Genomic DNA, 26,181 nt, shown 5'->3' with positions numbered 1-26,181 from the left:
TTAAGAAAGTTGTCATAAATTCATGTCGAAACAGCCGCCGAATTATAAGTTAGGTGAATAGTCTTAGCACTCGCAATTTGCATATGTATTTGTCACAAAGTCTGTCACACAAGCCCCGCAGACTCGGGTTTGGCGAGTAAGCGAGCACTTGCGTGACGAAGAAAGCCATACTCAGAAATTTACAGCGCCGGTTTCAGCTGACGGCTGTAATTGGCTGCTGCCCAGCGATATCCCTCCACTTCTTTTTTCACATGACCGAATCCCGGAAAGGCAATGTGTGCGGCCGCAATCCAGTAGCCCTGCTGCGCGGCGTCAGCGAGTACCCGCTCACGCGTTTTCACTGCCTGTGCCTGATCGACATCGAAGTGGATCGCCACTCTCGGCTCCGGCATTTGTACCGCTTCGGCGTGAATAATATCCCCCCAGAACACCATTTTCTGCCCGTCGCTTTCAAGCACATACAGCACGCTGCCCGGCGTATGCCCGGCGGCCGGTAGCGCCTGAATATCAGCAGTGATGCGCGACGGCGCGGTAAACGCCTGCACCAGACCGGCTTTGATCGCCGGTTCCATCGTCTGCTGTGATTCTTTAAAGGTGTGGCGCTGACTCTCTTCGACGTCGTTCATATGTGCCGGATTGAGCCAGAAATCGACATCTTTCTTTTCGACAAACACTTTGGCGTTAGGAAACGACGGTTTTCCTTTGAGCGACACGCCGCCGGAGTGATCGGCGTGAATATGGGTCAGCAGGACTTTATCGATACTTTCCGGCGGATAGCCCGCCGCACGCAGATTCTCAATCAGATGGCCGCCTTTATCGCCGAACAACTCCCCTGCGCCGGTATCAATCAAAACTCGCTCTTTACCGTTGTTTACCACAAAAGCATTGATGGAGGTTTCCGCATCCGGTGTCATGGAGGCTTCCGCCATGCGCTGCGTGAGTGCTTCAGGGGTAATATTCGTGAGCAATTTCTTGAGCGGCACCACCACGGTGCCATCGGACACCGCCGTGACTTCCACCTTTCCGACCATCATGCGGTAATAGCCGGGTGCCTGTTGATAGGTAAATCCGTCAGCGAATGCGCTGGCGCTGAGGGAAAGCAAACTGAAGAGGAAGAGTGCCGTTTTCATAATGTATTCTCCGAAGGTATCGCCTTGATTGACGCTTGCCCGCAGTATCCTGCCAACGTTATTATCAATCCAATTGATTGGAGTGATGATGACTATCAGAGAAAATGATTTTAACCGCATCGACCTGAATTTGCTGGTGGTGCTGGTGGTGTTATTTCGCGAACGCAGCGTCTCGCTGGCGGCGGAAAAACTGCATCTTGGCCAGCCTGCCGTCAGCGGTGCGCTGGCACGCCTGCGGGAAATGTTTGATGATCCGCTGTTTGTCCGCTCGGCGCGGGAAATGACGCCGACCCCGCGCGCACAAGCGCTGATAGAGAGCCTGCTCCCGTTGATGGAAAGCCTGCAGACCACACTTTTCCAGTCACCGGCGTTTGACCCGGCCACCGCCAATCATACGTTCACACTCGGTATGGCCGACTGGATTGAAATGTGGCTGATGCCAGATCTTCTGGCACAGCTGCGCAGGATTGCGCCGGGCTTGCGCATTAACGTGGTCGCTACCGATCCGTTTGCCGATACCGCACGGCTGGAGAAAGATGACCTGGATCTGGCGCTGTCGGTGGCGAAAGAGCGTCCCGCCTGGTTGCATCATCAAACGCTGACGACAATGGAATTTCGCGCCGTCTGGCACCCTAATCAGTTAGCGCTGACGTCACCGCTGACGCTGGACGAGTACATCCGTCCGGAGCATTTGCTGGTGACCTACCGATCGGCGACCACCAGCCAGCTGGATGAGAAACTGGCGCAAGTAGGCTTGCAGCGCTCGGTTCGCTACACCTCGCCCCACTTTTCTTCCCTGCCCTTTATTCTGCACACCACCCCCGCCATCACTACCGTTCCCGCCGGTCTGGCCGCCAGCTGGCTGAACTATTACGATCTTCGCGTCAGCGTGCTGCCGCTGGAACTGCCCGCGTTTGATGTCTCGCTGCTTTGGCACCGTCGCCGTGAAAAAGACCCGGCGCTGCAATGGCTGATCGGGGTGATTTGTGAACAGGTGAAGGCGTCAGAAAAGGATAAAAAAGGGAAGCTTAAACCAGCTCCCCTGTGAATCTGCGACTGTGATTTACTGATTTTCAATCAGGTAACCGATCTCCTGCCCGTACGAAAGTTCGAGCGTATTGCCGTCGGGGTCATCGAGAAAAGCCCAGTAGCCGACGGGTGCGCCGGAGTCGGTGGGTTCCTGACGCAGAACGCCTGCGGTGCGGGCTTCGGCCAGTTTGGCGTCCATCGCTTCTTTCGAGGCGCAGGCCACGCCGAGGTGGCCGAACGGGCCGAGTTGGGTATCTCTGGTTTCAGGGTCTTCGGCAAGAACGATGGCGAAATGGCGGGTCATATCACTCAGCCACGCGACGGGTCTGGCGCCCGTGCCCCGCTCTCCTCGCCGGTGGATGACTTTCATGTTGGCGAATTGCTGATAAAACGCGATGCTGGCATCAAGATTTTTAACGGCAAATGCAATATGGCTCAGGCCGATATCGTTGTTTTCCATGATACTTCTCCATTTTTAAGCGTTGCAGCGTGGAGAAGTCAGGGAGGGAAATCACCGGTTAATGCGTTCGGCGATGTCCTTCGACGTATTCAACACGCGCACTTCAGTAAATAACTCTGTCGCTTCGGCGTACTCTTTACGCAAATAGCCCAGCCACTGTTTGATGCGAGCGACGTGATACAAACCGGTATCGCCCTGCTTTTCCAGACGGGTGTACTTCTGCAAAAGCGTCATTACTTCCGGCCACGGCATCCGCGGTGCGTTGTACTTCACCATCCGGCTGAGATTGGGAATATTCAGCGCGCCGCGCCCGAGCATCACCGCATCACACCCGGTAATTTGCATGCAGGCCTGCGCACTGGCGTAATCCCAGATTTCACCGTTGGCGATCACCGGAATGCTCAGACGCTGACGGATTTCGCCAATCGCCTGCCAGTTAATCCGCTCCGCCTTATATCCGTCTTCTTTGGTGCGCCCATGCACGGCAAGCTCCGTCGCGCCGGCCTGTTGCACCGCATCGGCAATCTCAAAACTGCGATCGAGAGAATCCCAGCCCAGACGCACTTTCACCGTTACCGGCAGATGCGCGGGCACGGCGGCGCGCATAGCTTTCGCCCCCTGATAAATCAGCTCCGGATCTTTAAGTAATGTCGCGCCACCGCCGCTGCCGTTGACCATTTTCGACGGACAACCGCAGTTGAGATCAACGCCGTAAGAACCCAGTTCGACGGCGCGGGCGGCATTTTCGGCCAGCCATTCGGGATATTGCCCGAGCAGCTGCACGCGAACCCGTGTTCCGGAAGGCGTACGGCTGTCGTGATGTAATTCGGGGCACAGGCGATGGAAGACTTTGGCGGGCAGCAGTTGATCGACCACACGCACAAACTCAGTGATGCACAAATCGTAGTCGTTCACTTCGGTCAGAAGTTCACGAACCAGGGGATCAAGCACACCTTCCATCGGAGCCAGTAATACGCGCATTGCAGTTCAACCCTTAAAAATGACGCGCAAGAGTACCGCAAGGCCCGTCTTCCGGCAATTACCCCTGTGACAAATCACGGCTTAATGGCTTTTGGGTGGCACGTTGCGACTGACGCGCTTTCACCGAACGCCACGCAATCCACATTGCCAGGAAGGCCGGGATGGCAAACAGCAGGAACATCCAGAACGCGGCGCTCGACGCACCGGCATCCCCCTGATTTACCCCGGCAAAGTTCGCTACGGTGCCCGCTAAAGCGGCGCCCAGTGCGGCGGCAAAGGATTGCACCACGGTAATCGACGCCCCGGCTTTTTCGCGGTCTTCTTCCGGAGCCTGTTGCAGCACGCGGGTCAGCAGATGCGGCCAGCCGAGGCCGATTCCGAAACCGGCCAGCGTCAGCCCGAGCACCACGCCGCTGATGTTCAGCCACGGCATCCCGAAAGCGACCGGCACGGTAAACAGCAGTAACAGCAGACCGGCGGCGAGGATCAGCGGCCCGAAAACAATGGCATTGTCCGCGCGACGGCCCGTCCAGCCGGAGCTGGCAACTTCGCTGAGCGTCCAGCCCGCGGCGGCGGCGGCCGTAATGTATCCGGCGGCCAGTGGCGTCTGACCATGCAGATGTTGCAGCAGATAAGGAACAAACAGCTCACAGCCGAGGCCGATAATCAGCAGCGTCATCACCAGATATAAACCGTACAGCGGCGATGACGTCCGCAGCGCATTACGCGGCAGCAGGCGTACATCGGCGGTAAATTCGCGATGACGTAAAATCAGCATCATCACTACTGCAATCCCAAAACCGAGCAGATTGACAAGACCGGAGGTGGACAAACTTCCCGCCGAGACGACCAGCACCGCACCGGTCAGCAACGCCAGTTGCATCAACGGCAGCGGCTCTTCCGGCTGCTTGTCGCGCTGGGATTTAGGCAGCAGGCGCCAGACCCAAAAGCAGAAGAATGCGGTGACGGGCAGCAGCAAACCGAACGCCCAGCGCCACGCATGAAGTTCGGCGAAGATACCGCCGACAGCCGGGCCTACCAGCGTCGCGATACCCCACATCGCCGAAATCAGCGCCATGGCACGCGGCCAGAGCGATTCTTTAAACAGCAGATTGATCATCGCGTAGGAAAGCGCAAACAGGAACCCGCCGCCCAGCCCCTGCAATGCCCGCCCGAGCAGCAGCACCGGCATACTTGGCGCCGCAGTACAAATGGCGGCACCGGCAATGAAAATAGCCGCGGCGGTGAGGTAGCTGCCGCGCGGTCCGGCGCTGCGCATCAGCCGTGCAGAAAGCGCGGAGCCAAGAATGGAACAGACCACGTACAACGTGGTGTTCCACGCATACCACGCCAGTCCGCCGATATCCTGCACCACCGACGGCAAAATCGTGATCACGATGTAACTGTTAGTGGCATATAGCGCGACACCGGCGCTCAGAGTGATCGCACTCCCCCGGTTTTCCGCGTTGAATAAATCCTTCCACCCGCTCTGACTTTCCGACATTTCTCTTCATCCCTTTGGTTTGTTCTTTCTACGCATTGAAGCATGTTGTGGTTATGGTATGATTAAAACAAGAAATAACTTGGAATATATTTTACGTAATCTAGAACCCGGCGAGGCAATATGTCAAGCAGTGACTTGGAAAATAACCATGATGTCAGACAAAGCGTCGCTGAACGTATTCTGACGTTGCTCAAAACCCGCGGGCAATTGCAGGCCAGCGACGCCGGTCATCTGCTGGGCACCACCGGCGAGGCGGCACGTCAGCAGTTTGTGAAGCTGGCGAAAGAAGGTCTGGTGGAAGCCAAATCCGTGTCACAGGGCGTCGGACGACCGGCACAATTCTGGCAGCTTACCCCGCAGGGCCACGCGCACTTCCCCGATGCGCATGCCGATCTGACTGTACAGCTATTACAACTGATCCGCACTTCTTTGGGGGATTCGGCGCTGGAACAACTCATCATCTCACGGGAAAGCCTGACGCTGGAAAATTACCGGCAGGCGATGACGGGAGCTGATTCGCTGGAAGAACGGTTGCAAAGGTTGACGGAAATCCGCACCCGCGAAGGTTATATGGCTGACTGGAAAGCACAGGAGGACGGCAGCTATCTGCTGGTGGAAAACCACTGCCCGATTTGTGCGGCGGCAGCGACCTGCCAGGGCTTCTGCCGTGCGGAACGCGATGTGTTCAGCAATGTGCTGGATGCCCGCGTCGAACGCACCGAGCACATTTTGCAGGGCGCGCGCCGCTGCGCTTATGTCATCAGTCTTGAACCGTAAAAATTAGGCGAAAAAAAACCGCCGGTAAAGGCGGTTTAGTCTGGGACCGGGGGAGCTTACTTGTTGCCGCTGCCCGCAGGACCGCTGCGACGCTGGCCTGCATGAGCAGGACGCGCGCGGGCTGGACGGTTTTCACCGGTACCACGGTTTTCAGAAGTCCCGCTGCGCGCTGCACTGCTGCCGCCCGGACGCGGAGCGCCAGAACGTGGAGCACCGGTGCGCGGTGCGCCCGGACGCTGGCCCTGACGTGGAGCACCACGACCGCCGCCGCCGCCGCTACCCTGACGACCATTGATAATAGGCTCTGCTTTGATGCTTGGATCTGGCTCGTAACCCGGCAATGCAACGCGTGGAATTTCACGCTTAAGCAGACGCTCGATGTCACGCAGCAGTTTGTGTTCATCTACGCACACCAGAGAAACCGCTTCACCGGTCGCTTCTGCACGGCCAGTACGGCCGATACGGTGAACGTAATCTTCCGGTACGTTTGGCAGTTCGTAGTTCACGACGTGCGGCAGCATATCGATATCCAGACCGCGCGCGGCAATATCGGTCGCAACCAGTACGCGGACTGAACCGGCTTTGAAATCGGCCAGTGCACGGGTACGCGCGCCCTGACTTTTATTGCCGTGAATAGCGGCGGCGGTGATGCCGTCTTTATTCAGCTGCTCAGCCAGATGGTTCGCGCCGTGTTTGGTACGGTTGAACACCAGCACCTGTTTCCAGTCGCCTTCACCGATCATCTGGGACAGCAGTTCTCTTTTACGTTTTTTATCAACAAAGTGAACGGTCTGATCAATTTGCTCAGACGCGGTGTTGCGACGCGCGACTTCCACAGAAGCCGGGTTAGTCAGCAACTTGCTCGCCAGACCTTTGATCTCATCAGAGAAGGTCGCGGAGAACAGCAGATTCTGACGCTTGGCAGGCAGTTTCGCCAGCACGCGACGGATGTCGTGGATGAAGCCCATGTCGAGCATGCGGTCAGCTTCATCAAGCACTAAAATTTCAACCTGGGATAAATCAACAGCACGCTGATGTTCCAGATCAAGCAAACGGCCAGGCGTTGCGATCAGGACATCCACACCACCGCGCAGTTTCAACATCTGCGGGTTGATGCTCACACCGCCAAACACCACCATCGAACGTAAGGTCAGGTACTTGCTGTAAGCCTGAACGTTTTCGCCGATTTGTGCCGCAAGTTCGCGGGTTGGGGTCAGGATCAGCGCACGAACCGGGCGACGTCCTTTGAATTGCGCATTGGTATGGCTGAGCATATTCAGCAGCGGCAGGGTAAAACCAGCGGTTTTACCGGTACCGGTCTGCGCGCTCGCCATCAGGTCACGACCTTGCAACACGACAGGGATTGCCTGGCGTTGGATAGGCGTAGGTTCGCGATAGCCCTGTTCTTCAACAGCACGCAAAATTTCGGCACTTAAGCCGAGGGAATCAAATGACATATAAGGAAAAGCTCCAGTCCACTCTAACCCGAACGGGGTTCGGTGCAGTTTCAAGAGTGGATGATCAGACGAGGCAAATGAGGCATTACCACGAGGATTCGGCACAAACTGCAGTGCGCCAGTTGGGGCGATAATAGCACAGAACGCCGCTACGCGTGAAATTATCTCCTGTTGCCCTGTAACCAGTGATGACAATCACAGACGCGGGCGAAAAATTGTGACCGGATAATCTGCGGTCATAGTCCGAAACCTTGATACAGGATAATCAATTATAAACCTGATCAATACGTTCCCACTTTTTGCGTCCCACTGTGTAGATTCGCTTGCTATGCTTGCGGCAGCTCCCTCTTCACTCCATTAAGGCCATACCGCAGCGACATGGAAACCTGGAAAATCAATTTAATCTCCGTCTGGCTGGGGTGTTTTTTCACCGGCATGGCGATGAGTCAAATCCTGCCTTTTTTGCCTCTTTATATCGAACAGCTGGGCGTCACCGACCACGCATCACTCAGTTTGTGGTCCGGTCTGGTCTTTAGCGGCACATTTCTGGTTTCCGCCATTGTCGCGCCGTTATGGGGCAGCCTCGCGGATCGCAAAGGCCGCAAGTTAATGCTGCTGCGCGCGGCGCTCGGCATGGCGATCGTCATGATGTTACAAGGCTTTGCCACCAACGTCTGGCAGCTGTTCATTCTGCGCACGCTGATGGGATTAACCTCTGGTTATATCCCGAATGCCATGGCGCTGGTTGCCTCGCAGGTGCCGCGTGATAAAAGCGGCTGGGCGCTCGGCACGCTCTCGACCGGTCAGGTATCAGGGGTAATCATCGGCCCGCTGCTGGGCGGGTTCATGGCCGATCATCTCGGCTTGCGCACGGTGTTTTTCGTCACCAGCGGTATGTTGTTTATCAGCTTCCTCATCACTTTATTTCTGATCAAAGAGCGCGTGGTACCCGTCACCAAAGCCAACCGGCTCAGCGGCAAAGCGGTTTTCACTACGCTGCCCTATCCGTGGCTTATCGTCAGCCTGTTCGTGACCACCATGATGATTCAGCTGGCCAATGGATCCATCAGCCCGATCCTTACACTGTTCATCCGCGAACTCTCTTCGGACACCAGTAATATCGCCTTTATCAGCGGTGTGATCGCCGCCGTACCGGGTGTCTCGGCGCTCATGGCTGCGCCGAAACTCGGCAAACTCGGGGACCGCATCGGTGCGCACCGTATCCTCATCGCCGCGCTGGTCTTTTGCTTCATCCTGTTCTGCCTGATGGCGCTCATCAACACCCCGACCCAGCTCGGCATACTGCGGTTCATGCTCGGCTTCGGCGACGGCGCGCTGATGCCTGCCGTGCAGGCATTGCTGGTGAAATACAGCAGCGATCAGGTCACAGGCCGGATATTTGGTTACAACCAGTCGTTTATGTATCTGGGGAATGTCATCGGGCCATTGATAGGCTCAAGCGCCTCGGCGATGCTGGGGTTCCGCTGGGTGTTTATCGTCACGGCGATACTGGTGTTGTTTAACACGGTGCAGGTGTGGTGGAGTTTCCGGCAGGTGCCGACGGGGCGAATCAGGATCCCGTAGGATTTAGATTTCAGGAGGTCGCCCCATGCCCGGTAATGGCATAAAAAAAGGGCGCCTCTCAGCGCCCCTTTCAAATTTGCCATCAAAAACCCATTAACGGCGGTTACCAAAGATGCGTAACAGCATCAGGAACAGGTTGATGAAGTCCAGATACAACGTCAGCGCGCCCACAATCGAATATTTGCGGAAATTATCGCGGTCATCCGCCGACAACTGCGCACCCATATTTTTCAGCTTCTGGGTGTCATACGCGGTCAGACCGACGAAGATCAGCACGCCAGCATAAGAAATAATGTTCGCGAGGCCAGAGCTTTTCAGCCACATGTTGACCAGTGAAGCCAACACCAGACCGATCAACGCCATGAACAACATGCTGCCGATGCCGGTTAAATCACGCTTGGTCACGTAACCGTAAACACTCATCGCGCCGAACATACCGGCTGCAACAATGAACGTCCCGAAGATCGAGTCGCCGGTGTAAACCAGGAAAATGCTGGAAAGCGTCAGGCCGGTCAGCGCCGAATAGAGCATGAACAGACCGGTCGCGACCGTGCCGCTCAGGCGATTCACCATGCCGGAAATCACGAAGACCAGCGCCAGCTGCGCAATGATCAAACCGAAGAACGTAATCTGGCTGGAGAACACAAAGCTCATGATTTTTTCAGAGCCGGAAGCATACCAGGCGACAAATGCGGTCAGCAGCAAACCACAGAACATCCAGCCATAGACTTGCGCCATGTAGGCCTGAATGCCGGTATTCGCGCGTTCAACAATTGAACCGTTACTGCGTGGATATCGATCCATGATGATTACCTTATGCATGTAGGAAAAATGAGGCTAAAACAGCCTCCCGATCTTCTAAGCGTATCACAGATAATGCAAAAAGCATGGGAGGCTTGCGTGCGGTTGAACTGCGATTTACCAGCGCGCTGCCGCGTCTTTATCGCTGTCACGGGCATCCACCCAGCGGTCGCCCTCTTCCGTCGCTTCGCGCTTCCAGAAAGGCGCACGGGTTTTGAGGTGATCCATAATGAATTCAGTCGCTTCAAACGCCATTCCCCGGTGCGCGCTGGTAACGCCTACAAACACAATTTCATCGCCCGGATACATCGGCCCGACGCGGTGATACACCGAAACCCGTTGCAGCGGCCAGCGGGTACGGGCGTCGGCGACAATTTCCGCCAGCGCTTTCTCGGTCATGCCCGGATAGTGCTCCAGCGTTAATGCGCTGACGTGATTACCCAGATTGTGATTGCGCACTTTGCCGGTGAAGGTCACCACCGCGCCGTCGGCGTCGGACTGCGCCAGCCAGTTGTATTCATCGCCAACGCTGAACGGCGCGGCATCAACAATAATTTTGGTCTGATCCATCTCAGCCTCCGGTGACCGGCGGGAAGAACGCCACTTCGTCCCCCGCTTTCAGCGGATGCGCCATATCGGTCAGCGTCTGATTTACCGCCACCAGCAATTTGCCGGATTCCAGCGCCAGCGCCCAGCGGTCGCCACGCGCCGTCAGGGCGTTACGCAGACAGTCGACGGTAGGGAATTGCGCCGGTAATTGCAGCGCCGAGGTGCCAATAATTTCACGCACCTGCGCGAAGAATAAAATCTCGATCATGCTTCCGCCTTAAAATCGCCGGATTTCCCGCCGCTTTTTTGCAGCAGGCGGATCGGGCCAATCACCATGTCTTTCTGCACCGCTTTGCACATGTCGTAAATCGTCAGCGCGGCGACAGATGCTGCGGTCAGCGCTTCCATCTCGACGCCGGTTTTACCGCTCAGGCGGCAGAGGGATTCAATACGTACACGATTAAATTCTGGCTGCGCTTCAAGATTCACTTCCACCTTGGTCAGCAACAGCGGATGACACAGCGGGATCAGATCCCAGGTTTTCTTCGCTGCCTGAATACCAGCAATCCGCGCGGTCGCGAACACGTCACCCTTATGGTGATTACCGCCGATGATCATCGCCAGCGTGCTTTCGGCCATTTCAACAAAGGCTTCGGCACGGGCTTCACGAACGGTGTCGTCTTTACCGGAGACGTCCACCATGTGGGCGTCGCCGGAAGCATTAATATGAGTAAGTTCTGACATGCTTATTTCTTCAGATGTGGAGTGAAATTGCACGGACCCTGGCGGGCGTCAAGCTGGGCTTCAATAATGTTTTCCCAGGCCGTCTGGCATGCACGGGTGGAACCCGGCATGGCGAAAATCACGGTCTGATTGGCGATGCCAGCGATGGCACGCGACTGAATAGTCGAGGTACCGATATCTTCAAACGACACCATACGGAACAGTTCGCCAAACCCTTCGATTTCGCGGTCAAACAGCGGCTTCAGGGCTTCCGGCGTGTTGTTGCCAGCGTTAAAACCGGTGCCGCCATTAATCAAAATCGCCTGAATCTTTTCATCTGCAATCCACGCGGAAACTACTGCACGGATGCTGTAAATGCTTTCTTTCACGATGTGCTGCGCGACGACATGATGCCCGGCTTCAGTCGCCGCCTCTTTCAAGTAATGCCCGGAGGTATCTTCCGCGTCGGTACGGCGATTGGACACCGTCATGACAGCCACGGATAACGGCAAAAATTCTTTGCTGGCCTTGCTCATCAGTTTGCTCCTTAAACTATTGGGTGCCGGTTTCAGCCGCCGATAAACGACAGGTTCTGAGTAATACCGGTATTGCCTTCATGCAAGAAGTGAGTCTGTTTTTTACGGCTGAGTCCGCCCTGAATACGATCCATCAGGTCTTCCTGCTGCATATCGTCAGCCAGTAAATCGCGTAAAGGGATCCCATGCTCGCCGAACAGACACAAATGCAGATTGCCGATCGCTGACACGCGCAGGCGGTTGCAACTGGCGCAAAAGTCTTTTTCATAAGGCATGATCAGGCCGATTTCGCCGAGATAATCCGGATGACTGAACACCTGTGCCGGACCGTCACTGCGCGAACGAGTCTGCAACTGCCAGCCCTGACGCAACACCTGTTCGCGCAATACTTCGCCGGAGACGTGATGCTTGCGGAACAGATCGCCGCCGTCACCGGTTTCCATCAGTTCGATGAAACGCAGCTGAATCGGGCGAGTTTTGATCCAGTCGAGGAACGTGCCGAGGCTGGCGTGATTGACGTCGCGCATCAGCACGGTATTGACTTTCACCTTGCTGAAACCAGCGTCAAAGGCGGCATCAATACCTTCCATGACTTCACGGAATTTGTCCTGCCCGGTGATGGCATGAAACTGGCGGGCATCGAGGCTGTCGACGCTGACGTTGATATTGGTCAGCCCGGCATCGCGCCATTTGCTGATATCACGCGCCATGCGATAACCATTGGTGGTCACCGCCAGCGTTTTGATGGAGGGGTTTTCGCGCACGGCGGCGATGATCTCGCAGAAGTCGCGGCGCAGCGACGGTTCGCCACCGGTCAGGCGCACTTTTTCCGTTCCTAACTGAGCGAACGCGCGGCTGACCCGACGGATTTCATCGAGCGAGAGAAAGCTTTTATTGCTGTGTCCGTGCGGCTTATAGCCATCCGGCAGACAATAGGTGCAACGAAAATTGCACACGTCAGTGATCGACAGCCGCAGGTAATAAAACTTGCGGGCAAAAGCATCAGTAAGTTGAAGCACCTTTACACCTTTCCAAATACGGGAGATGCGGGCATTTCTGCCATGCACCCTGGTGACGTTCGTCACGGCCAGAGCACCATATTGTTTCTGTGGGACTATCGTCAGAAAGCAACTTAGGCGCAAAGGCTAGGAGTTGATTCATTTCTTTCTTTGCAGAAGCCATGAATTCGGGTAACGGCGCATATTCTAACGCCGCAAAGTCCGGATCGCCAAGGTGGTTTTTCGTTATGCATTTTGATATATAACGATTTTTCGATGCAAAACGCAGCATTTTCAACGATAAACGCGGCGATGTAGAAAAACTGTTTCAGGAAGGCTAATTGATAACATCCTGTTGCAAAATTAGGTAAAATCCCCGGATAAAATTTCAGCCTCCCGTGCTCCCCCGTCTTACAAGGAAACTTATGCGCAATCGTACTCTCGCTGACCTCGATCGGGTGGTGGCACTCGGCGGAGGCCACGGGCTTGGCCGCGTGATGTCTTCGCTCTCTTCGCTCGGGCCGCGTCTGACAGGCATTGTAACAACGACGGATAATGGCGGTTCAACCGGCCGCATCCGCCGTTCGGTGGGCGGCATCGCGTGGGGTGATATGCGCAACTGCCTGAACCAGCTGATCACTGAACCGAGCCTGGCCTCGGCGATGTTTGAATATCGCTTCAGCGGTCAGGGGGAACTGGACGGACACAACCTCGGAAACCTGATGCTGCGCGCACTGGATCACCTGACCGTGCGCCCGCTGGAAGCGATCAACCTGGTGCGCAGTCTGCTGAAAGTGGACGCGGAGCTGATCCCGATGTCCGAAGATCCGGTCGATCTCACGGCGATTGATGCGGACGGCGAACGTGTGCACGGCGAAGTGAATGTCGATAAGTTGCAGAAAATACCGCGCGAACTGCTGCTGGAGCCGCAGGTGCCCGCCACCCGCGAGGCGATCCAGGCGATTGCCGAAGCCAACCTGATCCTGATTGGCCCCGGCAGTTTTTACACCAGCCTGATGCCGCTGTTGCTGATGAACGATCTCACCACTGCCCTGCGCCGCAGCCGCGCGCACATTGTGTACATTGGCAATCTGGGGAAAGAGCTGAGCGTCGCCGCCGCCTCGCTGACCCTGGACAACAAACTGGACATGATTGAGAAACGCATTGGCCGCCGTGCCGATGCGGCGATCGTCGGGCCAAAAGTACAGGTCGGCAACAGCGCTGCTGAACATCTGATTATTCAGAGCCCGCTGGAAGCCAGCGATATTCCTTACCGCCATGACCGCGAAATGTTACGCATGGCGCTGGAAGAAGCGCTGCAAAAGATGAAGTAACATTCTGCTTCAAAACCTGCTTCATAAAATGACAAAGGCCGCACAATGCGGCCTTTGTCATTTTTGCGGGCAATGGCTTAAAGCCAGTCCGCCAGAATCTGCGCGGTGGTTTTCACCGTCAGCGGATTGCCCGGCACCGACAGCCCTTCCCAGACTTCGTTATGATGAGCGATGAGCTGCTGCGCGGTCACGTGGGTGCGGTTACCGGTGGTATGCGCATCCGACGCCACCGTCACCGCGTAGCCTTTGCTGGCCGCGACTTTGATGGTGGTATCGACACAATAATCGGTGGCGCAGCCGCAAATCGTAAAACGCGCGGTATCCAGTTCTTTGAGAACAGATTCCAGTGTCGTGCGGTAGAAGGAATCACAGGCGGTTTTGGTGACAGAGATTGCGCCTTCCGGGCGATGCAGCTCCGGTAAAATATCCCACAGCGCGCTGCCTTCGGTCATTTCTCCTTCGGCATGCTGAATGAAAATGACGCGCCCTGCCCGGTCGATCAGCTGATTGATCAGTGCAGCACGTCCGACACGATCATACCGTTCGGATTCAAACACACCATTTTGCATATCAACCACAATCAGTACGTTTTGCTCTGCCACAATCCTTTCCCTCCAAAATCACATCCAAAGAATGAAAAAAGCCCCGCATCACTTTACACAATGCGGAGCTTTTTCACAGGCTGATAACAATGAATTTATCAGGATGGATCGTCTTGTTTTTTCATCAACGGATGATCGTTCCACGGACTGTCGGCAGCCGGTTTGGCGGTGCTGACTTTTGGCTTTTGCGCTTTGACTTCAGACAGCGGCGTGCGGCGTTTGCTGCGGCTCATGTCCGGTCGCAGATGGCCTTCGATGAAATCCAGATACAGCGTTTCGACTTCCTTGCGCGCCCAGGGCGTACGGCGCAGGAATTTCAGGCTGGATTTCACGCTTGGATCGCTTTTGAAACAGTTGATGTTCACCTGCGAAGCCAGCGCCGGCCAGCCGAAGTTGTCCACCAGCGTTGTCAGCAGTTTTTCCAGCGTGACGCCGTGCAACGGATCTTTCGCCGCACCGGGGTTTTGTGGTGTATCAGTCATCAGCAAGCTCGCTCAACAAAATTCAGGGCGCGCAGTCTAGCACTTTTGTTCGCTGCTGACACCGCGCGCCTGAGGGTTTACGACACGGCGATAAACTGTTCGCGCAGGGCATGCAGTTCGTCGCGGGTATTGGCCGCCTCTTCAAACTCCAGATTCTGCGCATGCGCATACATCTTGCTTTCCAGCTCCTTGATGCGTTGCTCCAGCGCTTTTGGCGTAAGGGATTTGAAGGTCTGCGCCGCTTCTGCATCGCGCTTGTCTTTGTTCTTTTTGGTCTTAGGCTGACCCAGTTGCAGAATGTCGGAAATCTTTTTGTTCAGCCCCATCGGCGTGATGCCATTTTCGAGGTTGTACTGTTCCTGTTTGGCGCGGCGACGCTCGGTCTCTTCGATGGCTTTCGCCATAGATTTGGTGATCCGATCGCCGTACAAAATGGCTTTACCGTTGAGGTTACGCGCCGCACGGCCAATGGTCTGGATGAGCGAGCGTTCAGAACGCAGGAAGCCTTCTTTGTCCGCATCAAGAATAGCCACCAGCGACACTTCCGGCATATCCAGCCCTTCCCTGAGCAAGTTGATGCCGACCAGCACGTCGAATTCGCCAAGACGCAAATCGCGAATGATCTCCACGCGCTCCACGGTATCGATGTCAGAGTGCAGGTAACGTACCTTCTCGCCGTGTTCTTCCAGATACTCGGTCAAATCCTCAGCCATACGTTTGGTCAGCGTGGTGACCAGCACACGCTCGTTCACGGCAACGCGTTTGCGTATCTCCGACAGCAGGTCATCAACCTGAGTGGTCACCGGACGCACTTCAATTAGCGGATCGAGCAGACCGGTCGGACGCACCACCTGTTCCACCACATCGCCACCGGATTTTTCCATCTCGTAGGTGCCTGGCGTGGCGGAGACGTAAATACTCTGCGGCGCGGCGGCTTCGAATTCTTCAAAGCGCATCGGACGGTTATCGAGCGCTGACGGCAAACGGAAACCGTATTCCACCAGCGTTTCTTTGCGCGAGCGGTCACCTTTGTACATCCCGCCGATTTGCGGAATGGTGACGTGGGATTCATCGACAATCAGCAGGCCGTCGGCTGGCAGATAGTCAAACAGCGTTGGCGGCGGCTGGCCAGGGCCACGTCCGGACAGGTAGCGCGAATAGTTTTCGATGCCGGAGCAATAGCCCAGCTCGTTCATCATTTCCAGATCAAACTGCGTGCGCTGGCTGATGCGCTGTTCTTCCAGCAGTTTGTTATTGTCGAGCAGCACTTTGCGACGGTCGGCCAGTTCCACCTTAATATCTTCCATCGCCTGCACGATACGTTCGCGCGGGGTAACGTAGTGTGTTTTCGGGTAGATGGTGAAACGCGGCACTTCATGCTGAACCTGACCGGTCAGCGGATCAAACAGCGATAGCCGCTCGACTTCCTGATCGAACAGCTCAATGCGCACCGCCAGATCGTCCGATTCCGCCGGGAAAACGTCGATCACTTCACCGCGCACGCGGAATGTACTGCGCTGGAAAGCCTGATCGTTGCGGGCATATTGCAGCTCGGCCAGACGGCGCAGGATCGAACGTTGATCGATGATCATGCCCTTGGTCAGGTGCAACATCATTTTGAGATACAAATCCGGATCACCCAGACCGTAAATCGCCGATACCGACGCCACCACGATCACATCGCGGCGTTCCAGCAGGGCTTTAGTGGCAGAAAGACGCATTTGCTCGATGTGTTCGTTCACCGAGGCATCTTTTTCGATAAAAGTGTCCGAGCTCGGGACATACGCCTCAGGCTGGTAGTAATCGTAGTAAGAAACGAAGTATTCAACGGCGTTTTCCGGGAAGAACTCTTTCATCTCGCCGTACAACTGCGCCGCCAGGGTTTTGTTGGGCGCCAGCACCATCGTCGGACGGTTGAGATCAGCGATGACGTTCGCCACGGTAAAGGTTTTGCCAGAGCCGGTCACCCCAAGCAACGTCTGGTGCGCCAGACCGTTCTCCAGCCCTTCTTCCAGACGACGGATCGCCTCAGGCTGATCGCCTGACGGTTTAAATTCGGAATGCAGTTTGAACACTTTACTCATGACGGGCTACCTGACTGAAGAAGAAAACGCAAAAGACCATTGGCAAAAACAGGACCTGGGGCGGAGGATCAGTATGGAAGACTCCGCGTTTTTGCCACTGCTGATTTTTACCGCCCCTATATTACTGTATATAAAACCAGCCTCCAATGACTATTCATCACACAGTGTTTAACCGGTTGGCGTACCTGCACTTTTTTAGGTTATCGGGAAAAGCTTATTTTCACCATCAGATGACATTTATCACCGAAATTTATCCTCTGTTAACTTACTGACCACAGGTTGACGAAAACTGACACTGTCAGTGCGAACGAATTGCGGCCATATTGCTTTTAACTAACCCGTTGATAAAAAAGAACATCGCTAAAAAGCCGCGAATTCGGGCAAACCGAGCACAACCCGCGTCCCGTCTCGTCTGTAGCATCTTTTCTCACTCTCATGCACAAGGTTATCCACAGGAATAGTGGATAACTCACAGCACGCCGCATACAGCGGGAGTTGGTAAAAAACATCATTCGGGCTCCCGGAGCGACTTAGTGGTCTTTTTTAGTTATTTTTTATCTTTTTTATCTCCTTATATATGCCTATTTTGCCTAGATTTCAGCGTGGATGTTCCTTGCAAAAATTAATAAGGCCGTTCTAAAGGATCTCTGAACATTCGCGCACCGGATCCTTTGCACCAAAATCAGGGGGACCGGCACTGGCAAAGTGCAGCGCTATTCTCCATATGCACCGTGAGCGATATCAAAACCTGAGCAACGCTTATGAATAATCCGAAATCCCTGCCCCGAGTCGCGTTAACAGCCTGTTAACTTCTCTTTTTGCTGCACTTTATGAAACTTGGCCTGAGAGTTGCAAATTCCCTGCTGTGAGAGATTTTATGAAGCATTCCCCTGCAGAAGGCGTGAACAGTGGAATAAAAATGTCAGAAAAATGACAGTGGCCGTCAAAGTGATGTTCAGCGGAACGCTCCGTGAGCGAGGGAGGTCTGATGTTAAGTGTAAAATCGGTTAATCAGTATTACGGTCAAAAACATATCTTGTGGGATATCAATCTCGAACTTTACCGCGGGCAATGCACCGGTTTAATCGGGCGAAACGGCGTCGGTAAAACGACGCTGATTAACTGCATCATGGGGCATCTTCCGGTCAAGAGTGGCGCGATTTTCTGGCAGTCCGCTAATGAAGAACCGCAAAGTTTGCTCAATTTGCCGGTAGAAAGCCGGGCGCAAATGGGGATTGGCTACGTGCCACAAGGGCGGCAGATCTTTTCGCAGATGAGCGTTGATGAAAATCTGCAAATTGCCATGATGTCCAGCCGCAATATGACGCGTCGCGTGCCTGAGCAGGTCTACGACCTTTTTCCGGTACTTAAGGAGATGGGTTCCCGCAAGGCGGGTGAGCTTGATGAGAGTCAGCAACAGCAACTGGCGATCAGCCGGGCGCTGGTTCAGCAGCCGGAACTGCTGATCCTTGATGAGCCGACCGAACACACCAGCGCGGCCATGGCGGCGAATATGGGGAACATCATTCACCGGCTTAATCGCGATCTCGGCCTGACGCTGCTGCTGGTCGGCCATAAGCTGCCGTTTATCCGCAGCGTCGCTGACCGGTTCTGTCTGGTGGATGGCGGGCGAAACGTCGCGCAGGGCACACTGGCGCAGCTCGACGATACGCTGGTCAAAAACTATCTGACCTTCTGATGCCTGTTTTTGACGGTTTTAGTGACTCAGGCGGCCGAGATCGAGATATTGCCCAAGATTGACGTCCGGCCCGGCACTCAGGTACGGGATCTCGCCCAGCAGTGGCGCAGGCAGCATACGCGTGAGCGTATCCATGTAGGCCTGATGATGCTTCCCCGTTTCCTGAACGTCGTTGGCAATCCATCCCGCCAGCTGTAATCCGCTCTGCGTGATGGCCTGCGCGGTCAGCACGGCGTGATTGATGCAGCCAAGGCGCATTCCGACCACCAGCACCACCGGTAACTGCTCGGCAACCACCCAGTCAGCAAAGGTGAATTCTGCGGTCAGCGGCGTATACCAGCCCCCCGCGCCTTCCACCACCACCCAGTCCGCCAGCGGTTCGAGATGCCGCAGCCCTGCCGATAATACCGCCGGGTCGATCGGGCATTTTTCCAGTTCGCTGACGATGTGCGGCGAGGTCGGTTCGATAAAGGTGCACGGATTCACTTCGTCATAGCGCAACCCTACGGTGCTGAACGCCTGCAATGCCAGCGCGTCGCTGTTGCGTGGCCCTTCGGCAGTCATTTCACTGCCGGATGCCACCGGTTTGTATCCGGCGGTGGTATGCCCGGCGCGCGCGGCAGCCTGTAAAAAAGCAGTGGTCGAGACGGTTTTACCGACTTCGGTATCGGTGCCGGTAATAAAATATTTTTTCATTTTTTGTCGTTAAGTGCCTGGTGTTGGTTTGGCCGCCTCCCCTGCGCAAGGAGTGGCGCTTTTTAACGCGGGATCAGTTCTTCCACCTGCAAAATGCCGTAGACCATCCGGTAGTTAAGCGGCAGGATGCCGTCGCGGCGGACGTAATGTTTTTCCAGCAATTGCAGGCGTTCGCGCCCGCCCAGTCCGCCGATGCGACCATTTTTAATGTGCGTTGCACCGATGCCTTTGAGGGATCGCATCAGCGACATCACGTCGGGGAATTCGGCGATGTGATCGCTGAAAGTGACTTCATGGCGATACGGCGCGCAGGCTTCGGCGATTTTGTCCGGCGTCAGGAATTTGTTCACGTGGCGGCGCCCGTCGACTTTCATCCAGGCGGCGGCCAGTTCGTTGAGCGAACCTTCAGCCAGCGTGGAGAAAATCACCAGCCCGCCGTTGCGGGTGACGCGGTGCATTTCTTCCAGCGCGCGCGGCAACGCATTGCACCACTGCACGGCCAGATTGCTGAAACAGATGTCGATGGAGTTGTCGGCGAACGGCAAACGCTCGATATCACCGGGCACATACTCGTCGGCAGAATCCAGCTCGCGGGCACGCGTTAACATGCCCTCGGAGAGATCCAGCGCGATGACATGATTGCCCTGCGCCCGCCAGTGACGGCTAAAATAGCCGGTGCCACAGCCCGCATCCACCACGGTGTTTTTCACGCCGTCAAGCTCATGCATTTTCAGATACGGCGCGGCGAGAGAGAGTAATTCCTCCCCGACATCGCGCTGCAATTGCGCGGCATTTTCATAACTGATGGCGGCGCGACTGAACGCATCGGCCACCGCTTGTTTATTCACTAATTCAGTGACTGCACCCATGAAGGGACTCCAGCAAAAAATCGATATCTTCCGGCCTGTGCGCTGCCGTCAGGGTGATACGCAACCGCGCACTGCCCGGCGGCACCGTCGGTGGACGGATGGCGCTGACCCACAACCCGCGTTCGCGCAACCTTGCCGCCAGATCCAACGCGGGCTGATTTTCACCCACAATAACGGGCTGGATCGCGGTCTGTGAACCGGTCAGCCGGTAAGGCAATCCGGCGGCACCCGCGCGAAAACGGGCAATATTGGCAGCCAGTTTATCACGCAGACCGTCGTCTTGCTGGATCCGCGCCAGCGAGGCCTGCAGGGCGCAGACCTGCGCGGCGGGCATCGCGGTGCTGTAAATCAGATGGCGGGCGAACTGCAATAAATAGTCGGCGGTTGCGTCATCGCACAACACCGCCGCTCCGCTGCATCCGAACGCTTTGCCAAACGTCACCACCAGCAGCTCCGGGCGGACGCCCTGCTGCCAGCAACTGCCGCGCCCCTGTTCACCCGTCACCCCGACGCCGTGGGCATCGTCGACCATCAGCCAGCTGCCGTGCGCCTGCGACAAACGGTGCAAATCGGCAAGCGGCGCGGCATCACCGTCCATGCTGAATACCCCTTCGGTCACGACCAGCGTCTCACCGGTCACCGGTTTTTCCAGCAGCCCTTGCAGAGAATCCGGCTGATTGTGATGAAAACGCCGCAGCTGCGACGGTGCGTGCGCAGCGGCTTCCAGCAAAGACGCGTGGCTGAGTTTATCCGCCAGCACGCGGTCTTCGCTTTGCATCAGCGCCGCCAGAATCGCCTGATTGGCCGCAAAGCCGGAGATAAACAGCAGCGCGCGCGGATATCCCTGCCACGCGGCCAGTTGCTCCTCAAACTCAGCGTGTGCATCGCTGTAACCGGTAACGTGCCCGGAACCGCCGCTGCCCACGCCATATTTTTGCGCGCCCTGCTGCCACGCGGCGATCACCGCAGCGTCCTGACTCAGGCCGAGATAATCGTTACCCGAAAAATTCAGATAACGCAGGTCGCCCTGAGTCAGAAAGCGCGCGCTGCCGCCACGGTTAGGCTGACGCACGCGAAACGCGGCGGCCTGTTTACGGGCGGAGATCGCGGCATCGATCCGCGTTTGCCAGCTCATCGGTCAGACGGCGGCGTTGTAGAATTGCGGCGTATCGGCGTGAACCAGCTGTTCGGCCAGCGCGGCCTGCTGCTGGTTATCGCCCATTTCCGTTTCGAACACCTGTGGATTGAGGCCGAGTTTGCCGAAAAGAATCAGATCTTTGTCTTCCGCCGGGTTGGGTGTGGTCAGCAGTTTGCAACCGTAGAAGATCGAGTTGGCACCGGCCATAAAGCACATCGCCTGGGTCTGCTCGCTCATCTGCTCGCGGCCTGCGGAGAGGCGCACGTAAGATTGCGGCATCATGATGCGCGCCACGGCAATGGTGCGGATAAAATCGAAAGGATCGACGTCGTCGTTATCCGCCAGCGGTGTGCCTTTGACCTTCACCAGCATGTTGATGGGCACGCTTTCCGGCGGCACCGGCAGATTCGCCAGCTGCATCAGTAAACCGGCACGGTCTTTGACCGTTTCGCCAAGGCCGACAATGCCGCCTGAGCAGACTTTAATGCCCGCGCCGCGCACCTCCGCCAGCGTATCGAGACGTTCCTGATAGCTGCGGGTGGTGATGATGCTGCCGTAAAATTCCGGCGAGGTATCGAGGTTATGGTTGTAGAAATCCAGCCCGGCGGAGGCCAGACGCTGCGCCTGCGTGGTGTTCAGTGAACCGAGCGTCATGCAGGTTTCCATTCCCATCTCTTTCACGCCCTGCACCATCTGCTCGAGGTAGGGCATGTCACGGTCATGCGGGTTTTTCCACGCCGCGCCCATGCAGAAACGGGTCGAACCGGCGGCTTTCGCCTGACGCGCCGATTCCAGCACCTGTTCAACTTCCATCAGACGTTCGGACTCCAGCCCGGTTTTGTAACGGGAACTCTGCGGGCAATATTTACAGTCTTCCGGACAGGCACCGGTTTTGATCGACAGCAGCGTACTGACCTGAACCTGGCGCGGATCAAAGTGCTGACGGTGGATCTGCTGAGCTTCGAACATCAGCTCAAGGAAAGGTTTGTTAAACAGTGCCTGAGTCTTCTCAAGCGTCCATTGGGTGCGGGTGGTCATCGCGACAACTCCAAAATAAATGTTTCGTGAACGTTTTTATGGTCGGTATACTGTCAACCATTCTCGATTCGTTTTAGTTTACGGTCAACGATAATTATATTTTTTAGTTTACAACTTTGCACCCGCAGGAATCTTTTATGACCCCCGCCGATCTCGAGTTCGACCAGCGCCATATCTGGCATCCCTACACCTCCATGACCAAACCGCTGCCCGCGTATCCGGTCGAATCGGCCTGTGGCGTGATGTTGCATCTCGCTGATGGCCGCCAGCTGGTGGACGGCATGTCCTCGTGGTGGGCGGCGATCCACGGTTACAACCACCCGCAGCTGAATCAGGCGGCGGTCGAGCAAATCGGCAAAATGTCGCACGTCATGTTCGGCGGGATCACCCATCCTTCGGCCATTGCGCTGTCACGACGTCTGGTGGAGATGACCCCTGCCGGGCTGGAATGCGTGTTTCTGGCTGATTCCGGTTCGGTCGCGGTGGAAGTCGCACTGAAAATGGCGATGCAGTACTGGCAGGCGCGCGGCGAGAAACGTCAGACGCTGCTGACGCTGCGCAACGGCTATCACGGCGATACCTTCGGCGCGATGTCGGTATGCGATCCGCAAAATTCGATGCACAGTTTGTATCAGGGCTATCTGCCGCAGCATCTGTTTGCCGATGCGCCGCAAAGCCGTTTCGGCGGGGGATGGGATGAAGCGGATATCGCGCCGTTCGCCCGCTTGCTGGAAGAGAATCACCGCAAAATTGCCGCCGTGATTTTAGAGCCCGTGGTGCAGGGCGCGGGCGGAATGCGGATTTATCATCCGACTTACCTCAAGCGGGTACGCGAGCTGTGCGATGACTTCGGTGTACTGCTGATTGCCGATGAAATCGCCACCGGATTTGGCCGCACCGGCAAGCTGTTTGCCTGCGACCATGCGGGAATTTCACCGGATATTCTCTGCCTCGGCAAGGCCCTGACCGGCGGCTACATGACGCTTTCCGCTACCCTGACCACCCGCCACGTGGCGGAAGTCATCAGCAACGGCGAGGCCGGATGCTTCATGCACGGGCCAACCTTTATGGGCAACCCGCTGGCCTGCGCGGTTGCCGACGCCAGCCTGCGCTTACTCTCGGAAAACCGCTGGCAGGCACAGGTGTTTAGCATCGAAAAGCAGCTGAAAACCGAACTGGAGCCGCTGGCGGAACACCCGGCGGTGGCGGACGTGCGCGTGCTGGGCGCGATTGGTGTGATGGAAATGCGTGAGCCGGTGAACATGGCGCAGTTGCAGAAACACTTCGTCGCCGAAGGCGTGTGGATCCGCCCGTTCGGCAAGCTGATTTATCTGATGCCGCCGTACATCATTTCGCCCGCCGAACTGAGCCAGTTGACCGGCGCGATGGCCAGTGCGCTCCGCGCGTTGTACTGATCCGGGCTTAATTACACCGCGCTGACCAGGCGATGTGACGTTGAAAGCAGCGCGCTCAGCTTTTCACGGCTGAGCCGCGCTTCTTCGGTGAGATAGTCAATTGCCACCGTCAGCGCGGGCGTCGGATTTTCCGGATACAACAGCGTATAAGCCGCGCCGCTGGCCACGCACAGCGGGAATGGCGCGATCACCCTCCCCGCCTGCAAATCATCTTCGATCAGTGTCAGATCGCCAATCGCCACGCCATAACCCTGCAACGCCGAGTTGATCGCCAGATCCAGCGTATCAAAATGCTGCGATTTGGCTGAAGGCAGGCTCTGCACGCCCTCTTCGCGCAACCACATCAGCCAGTCGCGGCGATCCCGCGTCGGGTGCAGCAGGGTTTTATCCGCTAACTCACTCACGTCCGTGCGCCCGTTGTGCCGAGGCAAAAAGTCCGGCGTACACACCGGCGTCAGCACTTCATCAAACAAATGATGCGCGCGCCGCTGGGATTCAGGGGGGCGACCAAAAATTACCGCCGCATCAAAATGCTCATTGCTGAAATCCACACCGTGCGCAATGGACGCCGTTAACTCGATGCGCATATCAGGCCGGTCGTTTTGCAGCTGGATAACCCGCGGCAACAGCCAGCGCATCGAACAGGTCGGGCATTTGATGCGCAGCGTGTCCGGGTGCGAACCGACGCGTTTTAGCGCCTCGCCCATCAGCGCCAGCGCCTGTTGCACCGGCGGTAACAGCTGTGCGCCTCGCGGAGTCAGGGTCAGCCCGCGAGCCTGGCGTAAAAACAACGGATAGCCCAGCGACATTTCCAGCCCGGTTATCTGCCGGCTGACCGCGCCCTGCGTGATGTGCAGCAGCGTCGCGGCGTGCGTCAGATTGAGCGTCTGCGCCACCACGGCAAAGGTTTTCAGCACATTGAGTGACGGTAAATTCAGGGCATTCAGATGGGACAACTCGGAAGAAAGGGCCACATTCACCTCGGTTAAATCGTCATTAAGCCATGACCTGTGATCATGCCGAGTATGACAAATTTTCTATTGTCGGCACAGGGGAACTGTTGCTTAATCGTTGAACACCCGTTTTAACCCGCTTATGGCCGTCTGGCCTGATTTATTGGGAAGCCTGCTATGAAAAGCGCACTGTTACCGCAGTCAAAATTACCCGACGTCGGCACCACGATTTTCACCGTGATTGGCCAGCTGAGCGCCGAGCACAATGCCCTGAACCTGTCACAGGGCGCGCCGAATTTCTCCTGTCAGCCGTCACTTATCGACAGCGTGACTAAAGCCATGCGCGAAGGTCATAACCAGTATGCGCCAATGAGCGGCGTGGCGGCACTGCGCCATGCGCTGTCGGCCAAAGTCGATGCGCTCTACGGCTGCCATTACGATGCCGACGCCGAAGTCACGGTGATGGCCAGCGCCAGCGAAGGGCTGTATTCCGCCATCAGCGCGCTGGTGCATCCGGGCGATGAGGTGATTTACTTCGAACCCTCGTTTGACAGCTACGCGCCGATTGTCCGCTTGCAGGGCGCGAAGCCGGTGGCGATTGCGCTGTCGATGGATGATTTCAGCATCGACTGGGATCAGGTGGCGAGCGCCATTAACAGCCGCACGCGGATGATCATCATCAACAGCCCGCACAACCCGACCGGCGCGATCTTTACCGATTTCGACATCGAACGTCTGACCGCGCTGACCGAAAACACCGACATCATCATTTTGTCCGATGAAGTGTACGAACACGTGGTGTTCGACGGCGAACGCCATGAGAGCATGGCCTGCCATCCGCAGCTGGCCGAGCGCAGCGTGATTGTGTCGTCATTTGGCAAAACCTATCACGTCACCGGCTGGCGCGTGGGTTACTGCCTTGCGCCCGCTGAACTGATGAGTGAAATCCGCAAAGTGCATCAGTTTATGATGTTCTCCGCCGATACGCCGATGCAGGTCGCCTTCGCCGAAGCGATGGCCGATCCGCAAAGTTATCTCGGCCTGGCGGATTTTTATCAGCAAAAACGTGATTTACTGGCCGATGCGCTCAGTGAATCCCGGTTTGAATTACTGCCCAGCCGTGGCAGCTTCTTTATGCTGGCGCGTTTTAGCCATTTCAGCCCGCTATCCGACGACGAATTTGTGCTGAGTCTGATCCGTGATCATCAGATAGCCACCATTCCGCTGTCGGCGTTTTACAGCAATAACAAACCTACAGGGCTTATCCGCCTGAGTTTCGCAAAAGATAACGACACGCTGTATGAAGGCGCCCGCCGTCTGTGTCGCGTCTGAGCCTTTTCAC

The 26,181-nt window shown here is 56.3% G+C and carries 26 protein-coding genes and 1 riboswitch; of the genes, 7 read left to right on the top strand and 19 right to left on the bottom strand.

The genetic code is table 11. The features are described from left to right. Nucleotides 1-179 precede the first annotated feature (179 nt). The gene (locus TU92_RS10775) at nucleotides 180-1,130 is read right to left on the bottom strand and encodes an MBL fold metallo-hydrolase (protein WP_112166999.1); all 951 of its coding nucleotides are present in this window, start codon (nucleotides 1,128-1,130) and stop codon (nucleotides 180-182) included. An 88-nt stretch (nucleotides 1,131-1,218) separates the two neighbouring features. On the opposite strand from TU92_RS10775, the gene TU92_RS10770 reads away from it, so the two are divergent. After that, nucleotides 1,219-2,178: a LysR family transcriptional regulator gene (locus TU92_RS10770; protein ID WP_112166997.1), complete on the top strand. Its 960-nt coding sequence runs from the start codon at nucleotides 1,219-1,221 to the stop codon at nucleotides 2,176-2,178. A gap of 15 nt (nucleotides 2,179-2,193) precedes the next feature. Here the strand turns inward: TU92_RS10770 and TU92_RS10765 are convergent, their stop codons facing one another. From TU92_RS10765 to TU92_RS10755, 3 genes are read right to left on the bottom strand one after another with little or no spacing between them, the layout of a single operon-like run. Next, nucleotides 2,194-2,619, bottom strand: coding sequence for a VOC family protein (locus TU92_RS10765; protein ID WP_112166995.1), 426 nt, complete (start codon nucleotides 2,617-2,619; stop codon nucleotides 2,194-2,196). A 51-nt stretch (nucleotides 2,620-2,670) separates the two neighbouring features. Then, nucleotides 2,671-3,600 (bottom strand): tRNA dihydrouridine(16) synthase DusC, encoded by a 930-nt coding sequence (gene dusC / locus TU92_RS10760; protein ID WP_112166993.1) that lies wholly within the window; start codon nucleotides 3,598-3,600, stop codon nucleotides 2,671-2,673. Between the two features lie 58 nt (nucleotides 3,601-3,658). Next, nucleotides 3,659-5,104, bottom strand: a complete 1,446-nt coding sequence (locus TU92_RS10755) for an MFS transporter (protein WP_112166991.1) — start codon at nucleotides 5,102-5,104, stop codon at nucleotides 3,659-3,661. 120 nt (nucleotides 5,105-5,224) lie between these two features. Between TU92_RS10755 and TU92_RS10750 the strand changes: the two genes are divergently transcribed. After that, the gene (locus tag TU92_RS10750; RefSeq protein WP_112166989.1) at nucleotides 5,225-5,881 is read left to right on the top strand and encodes a helix-turn-helix transcriptional regulator; all 657 of its coding nucleotides are present in this window, start codon (nucleotides 5,225-5,227) and stop codon (nucleotides 5,879-5,881) included. A 56-nt stretch (nucleotides 5,882-5,937) separates the two neighbouring features. Here TU92_RS10750 and rhlE read toward each other — a convergent pair whose 3' ends face one another. Further along, complete coding sequence (gene rhlE / locus TU92_RS10745) at nucleotides 5,938-7,338, bottom strand: ATP-dependent RNA helicase RhlE (protein ID WP_112166987.1); 1,401 nt, start codon at nucleotides 7,336-7,338, stop codon at nucleotides 5,938-5,940. A 378-nt stretch (nucleotides 7,339-7,716) separates the two neighbouring features. Here rhlE and mdtG point away from each other — a divergent pair, with 378 nt between their 5' ends. After that, entirely contained in the window at nucleotides 7,717-8,922 is a 1,206-nt protein-coding gene (gene mdtG / locus TU92_RS10740) for a multidrug efflux MFS transporter MdtG (RefSeq protein ID WP_112166985.1), read from the top strand. Nucleotides 8,923-9,015: 93 nt separating this feature from the next. On the opposite strand, the gene TU92_RS10735 is transcribed toward mdtG, so the two are convergent. The 6 genes from TU92_RS10735 to moaA all read right to left on the bottom strand — a co-directional run bounded on the left by TU92_RS10735 (nucleotide 9,016) and on the right by moaA (nucleotide 12,550). Then, nucleotides 9,016-9,726 carry a Bax inhibitor-1/YccA family protein gene (locus tag TU92_RS10735; protein ID WP_013576373.1) on the bottom strand — a complete coding sequence of 237 codons (711 nt, stop codon included), beginning with the start codon at nucleotides 9,724-9,726 and terminating at the stop codon, nucleotides 9,016-9,018. A gap of 114 nt (nucleotides 9,727-9,840) precedes the next feature. Then, nucleotides 9,841-10,293, bottom strand: a complete 453-nt coding sequence (gene moaE, locus TU92_RS10730; RefSeq protein WP_112166982.1) for a molybdopterin synthase catalytic subunit MoaE — start codon at nucleotides 10,291-10,293, stop codon at nucleotides 9,841-9,843. A gap of 1 nt (nucleotide 10,294) precedes the next feature. After that, nucleotides 10,295-10,540, bottom strand: a complete 246-nt coding sequence (gene moaD / locus TU92_RS10725; protein ID WP_112166980.1) for a molybdopterin synthase sulfur carrier subunit — start codon at nucleotides 10,538-10,540, stop codon at nucleotides 10,295-10,297. Next, entirely contained in the window at nucleotides 10,537-11,016 is a 480-nt protein-coding gene (moaC, locus tag TU92_RS10720) for a cyclic pyranopterin monophosphate synthase MoaC (protein ID WP_112166978.1), read from the bottom strand. The genes moaD and moaC overlap by 4 nt, the downstream gene beginning before the upstream one ends. 2 nt (nucleotides 11,017-11,018) lie before the next feature. After that, nucleotides 11,019-11,531 carry a molybdenum cofactor biosynthesis protein B gene (gene moaB / locus TU92_RS10715; protein ID WP_112166976.1) on the bottom strand — a complete coding sequence of 171 codons (513 nt, stop codon included), beginning with the start codon at nucleotides 11,529-11,531 and terminating at the stop codon, nucleotides 11,019-11,021. Nucleotides 11,532-11,563: 32 nt separating this feature from the next. Then, the gene (gene moaA, locus TU92_RS10710; protein WP_112166974.1) at nucleotides 11,564-12,550 is read right to left on the bottom strand and encodes a GTP 3',8-cyclase MoaA; all 987 of its coding nucleotides are present in this window, start codon (nucleotides 12,548-12,550) and stop codon (nucleotides 11,564-11,566) included. Continuing rightward, nucleotides 12,540-12,695: riboswitch (molybdenum cofactor riboswitch) on the bottom strand. It overlaps the preceding gene by 11 nt. Before the next feature lie 259 nt (nucleotides 12,696-12,954). On the opposite strand from moaA, the gene TU92_RS10705 reads away from it, so the two are divergent. Beyond that, on the top strand, nucleotides 12,955-13,863 hold the full coding sequence (locus tag TU92_RS10705; protein WP_112166973.1) for a gluconeogenesis factor YvcK family protein: 909 nt from the start codon (nucleotides 12,955-12,957) through the stop codon (nucleotides 13,861-13,863). Nucleotides 13,864-13,940: 77 nt separating this feature from the next. Here the strand turns inward: TU92_RS10705 and TU92_RS10700 are convergent, their stop codons facing one another. From TU92_RS10700 to uvrB, 3 genes are all read right to left on the bottom strand, one after another. Next, nucleotides 13,941-14,465 (bottom strand): isochorismatase family protein, encoded by a 525-nt coding sequence (locus TU92_RS10700; protein WP_112166971.1) that lies wholly within the window; start codon nucleotides 14,463-14,465, stop codon nucleotides 13,941-13,943. Between the two features lie 98 nt (nucleotides 14,466-14,563). Further along, a complete protein-coding gene (locus TU92_RS10695; protein WP_112166969.1) occupies nucleotides 14,564-14,947 on the bottom strand; it encodes a VF530 family protein in 384 nt (127 codons plus the stop codon). Nucleotides 14,948-15,024: 77 nt separating this feature from the next. Then, nucleotides 15,025-17,031, bottom strand: coding sequence for an excinuclease ABC subunit UvrB (gene uvrB / locus TU92_RS10690; RefSeq protein WP_112166967.1), 2,007 nt, complete (start codon nucleotides 17,029-17,031; stop codon nucleotides 15,025-15,027). A gap of 988 nt (nucleotides 17,032-18,019) precedes the next feature. On the opposite strand from uvrB, the gene TU92_RS10685 reads away from it, so the two are divergent. After that, nucleotides 18,020-18,730: an ABC transporter ATP-binding protein gene (locus TU92_RS10685; protein WP_112166965.1), complete on the top strand. Its 711-nt coding sequence runs from the start codon at nucleotides 18,020-18,022 to the stop codon at nucleotides 18,728-18,730. An 18-nt stretch (nucleotides 18,731-18,748) separates the two neighbouring features. Here the strand turns inward: TU92_RS10685 and bioD are convergent, their stop codons facing one another. The 4 genes from bioD to bioB all read right to left on the bottom strand — a co-directional run bounded on the left by bioD (nucleotide 18,749) and on the right by bioB (nucleotide 22,471). Beyond that, complete coding sequence (gene bioD / locus TU92_RS10680; RefSeq protein WP_112166963.1) at nucleotides 18,749-19,426, bottom strand: dethiobiotin synthase; 678 nt, start codon at nucleotides 19,424-19,426, stop codon at nucleotides 18,749-18,751. A gap of 62 nt (nucleotides 19,427-19,488) precedes the next feature. Further along, nucleotides 19,489-20,295 carry a malonyl-ACP O-methyltransferase BioC gene (bioC, locus tag TU92_RS10675; protein ID WP_112166961.1) on the bottom strand — a complete coding sequence of 269 codons (807 nt, stop codon included), beginning with the start codon at nucleotides 20,293-20,295 and terminating at the stop codon, nucleotides 19,489-19,491. Then, the gene (gene bioF / locus TU92_RS10670; protein WP_112166959.1) at nucleotides 20,279-21,430 is read right to left on the bottom strand and encodes an 8-amino-7-oxononanoate synthase; all 1,152 of its coding nucleotides are present in this window, start codon (nucleotides 21,428-21,430) and stop codon (nucleotides 20,279-20,281) included. Before bioF ends, bioC begins: the two co-directional genes overlap by 17 nt. Nucleotides 21,431-21,433: 3 nt before the next feature. Then, entirely contained in the window at nucleotides 21,434-22,471 is a 1,038-nt protein-coding gene (gene bioB, locus TU92_RS10665) for a biotin synthase BioB (RefSeq protein ID WP_112166958.1), read from the bottom strand. A 137-nt stretch (nucleotides 22,472-22,608) separates the two neighbouring features. Between bioB and bioA the strand changes: the two genes are divergently transcribed. After that, complete coding sequence (gene bioA, locus TU92_RS10660; RefSeq protein ID WP_112166957.1) at nucleotides 22,609-23,886, top strand: adenosylmethionine--8-amino-7-oxononanoate transaminase; 1,278 nt, start codon at nucleotides 22,609-22,611, stop codon at nucleotides 23,884-23,886. Between the two features lie 11 nt (nucleotides 23,887-23,897). On the opposite strand, the gene TU92_RS10655 is transcribed toward bioA, so the two are convergent. After that, nucleotides 23,898-24,860, bottom strand: coding sequence for a LysR substrate-binding domain-containing protein (locus tag TU92_RS10655; protein ID WP_112166956.1), 963 nt, complete (start codon nucleotides 24,858-24,860; stop codon nucleotides 23,898-23,900). A 156-nt stretch (nucleotides 24,861-25,016) separates the two neighbouring features. Between TU92_RS10655 and TU92_RS10650 the strand changes: the two genes are divergently transcribed. Then, nucleotides 25,017-26,171 carry a methionine aminotransferase gene (locus tag TU92_RS10650; RefSeq protein WP_112166955.1) on the top strand — a complete coding sequence of 385 codons (1,155 nt, stop codon included), beginning with the start codon at nucleotides 25,017-25,019 and terminating at the stop codon, nucleotides 26,169-26,171. Nucleotides 26,172-26,181: the final 10 nt, after the last annotated feature.

This window comes from Rahnella inusitata (genome assembly GCF_003263515.1).
GTDB lineage: Bacteria > Pseudomonadota > Gammaproteobacteria > Enterobacterales > Enterobacteriaceae > Rahnella > Rahnella inusitata.
Note: the sequence above shows the minus strand (reverse complement) of the source record. Positions and strands in the feature narration are given on the sequence as shown.

Excerpts from the sequence above, each read along its gene's own strand:
- bioF (WP_112166959.1), bottom strand. The coding sequence starts at position 21,430 with ATGAGCTGGCAAACGCGGATCGATGCCGCGATCTCCGCCCGTAAACAG.
- moaC (WP_112166978.1), bottom strand. The coding sequence starts at position 11,016 with ATGTCAGAACTTACTCATATTAATGCTTCCGGCGACGCCCACATGGTG.
- bioD (WP_112166963.1), bottom strand. The coding sequence starts at position 19,426 with ATGAAAAAATATTTTATTACCGGCACCGATACCGAAGTCGGTAAAACC.
- bioC (WP_112166961.1), bottom strand. The coding sequence starts at position 20,295 with ATGGGTGCAGTCACTGAATTAGTGAATAAACAAGCGGTGGCCGATGCG.
- TU92_RS10770 (WP_112166997.1), top strand. The coding sequence starts at position 1,219 with ATGACTATCAGAGAAAATGATTTTAACCGCATCGACCTGAATTTGCTG.
- uvrB (WP_112166967.1), bottom strand. The coding sequence starts at position 17,031 with ATGAGTAAAGTGTTCAAACTGCATTCCGAATTTAAACCGTCAGGCGAT.
- TU92_RS10755 (WP_112166991.1), bottom strand. The coding sequence starts at position 5,104 with ATGTCGGAAAGTCAGAGCGGGTGGAAGGATTTATTCAACGCGGAAAAC.
- TU92_RS10695 (WP_112166969.1), bottom strand. The coding sequence starts at position 14,947 with ATGACTGATACACCACAAAACCCCGGTGCGGCGAAAGATCCGTTGCAC.
- TU92_RS10685 (WP_112166965.1), top strand. The coding sequence starts at position 18,020 with ATGTTAAGTGTAAAATCGGTTAATCAGTATTACGGTCAAAAACATATC.
- TU92_RS10750 (WP_112166989.1), top strand. The coding sequence starts at position 5,225 with ATGTCAAGCAGTGACTTGGAAAATAACCATGATGTCAGACAAAGCGTC.
- mdtG (WP_112166985.1), top strand. The coding sequence starts at position 7,717 with ATGGAAACCTGGAAAATCAATTTAATCTCCGTCTGGCTGGGGTGTTTT.
- TU92_RS10650 (WP_112166955.1), top strand. The coding sequence starts at position 25,017 with ATGAAAAGCGCACTGTTACCGCAGTCAAAATTACCCGACGTCGGCACC.
- TU92_RS10705 (WP_112166973.1), top strand. The coding sequence starts at position 12,955 with ATGCGCAATCGTACTCTCGCTGACCTCGATCGGGTGGTGGCACTCGGC.
- moaE (WP_112166982.1), bottom strand. The coding sequence starts at position 10,293 with ATGGATCAGACCAAAATTATTGTTGATGCCGCGCCGTTCAGCGTTGGC.
- bioB (WP_112166958.1), bottom strand. The coding sequence starts at position 22,471 with ATGACCACCCGCACCCAATGGACGCTTGAGAAGACTCAGGCACTGTTT.
- TU92_RS10735 (WP_013576373.1), bottom strand. The coding sequence starts at position 9,726 with ATGGATCGATATCCACGCAGTAACGGTTCAATTGTTGAACGCGCGAAT.
- bioA (WP_112166957.1), top strand. The coding sequence starts at position 22,609 with ATGACCCCCGCCGATCTCGAGTTCGACCAGCGCCATATCTGGCATCCC.
- TU92_RS10775 (WP_112166999.1), bottom strand. The coding sequence starts at position 1,130 with ATGAAAACGGCACTCTTCCTCTTCAGTTTGCTTTCCCTCAGCGCCAGC.
- rhlE (WP_112166987.1), bottom strand. The coding sequence starts at position 7,338 with ATGTCATTTGATTCCCTCGGCTTAAGTGCCGAAATTTTGCGTGCTGTT.
- dusC (WP_112166993.1), bottom strand. The coding sequence starts at position 3,600 with ATGCGCGTATTACTGGCTCCGATGGAAGGTGTGCTTGATCCCCTGGTT.
- moaB (WP_112166976.1), bottom strand. The coding sequence starts at position 11,531 with ATGAGCAAGGCCAGCAAAGAATTTTTGCCGTTATCCGTGGCTGTCATG.
- TU92_RS10765 (WP_112166995.1), bottom strand. The coding sequence starts at position 2,619 with ATGGAAAACAACGATATCGGCCTGAGCCATATTGCATTTGCCGTTAAA.
- moaD (WP_112166980.1), bottom strand. The coding sequence starts at position 10,540 with ATGATCGAGATTTTATTCTTCGCGCAGGTGCGTGAAATTATTGGCACC.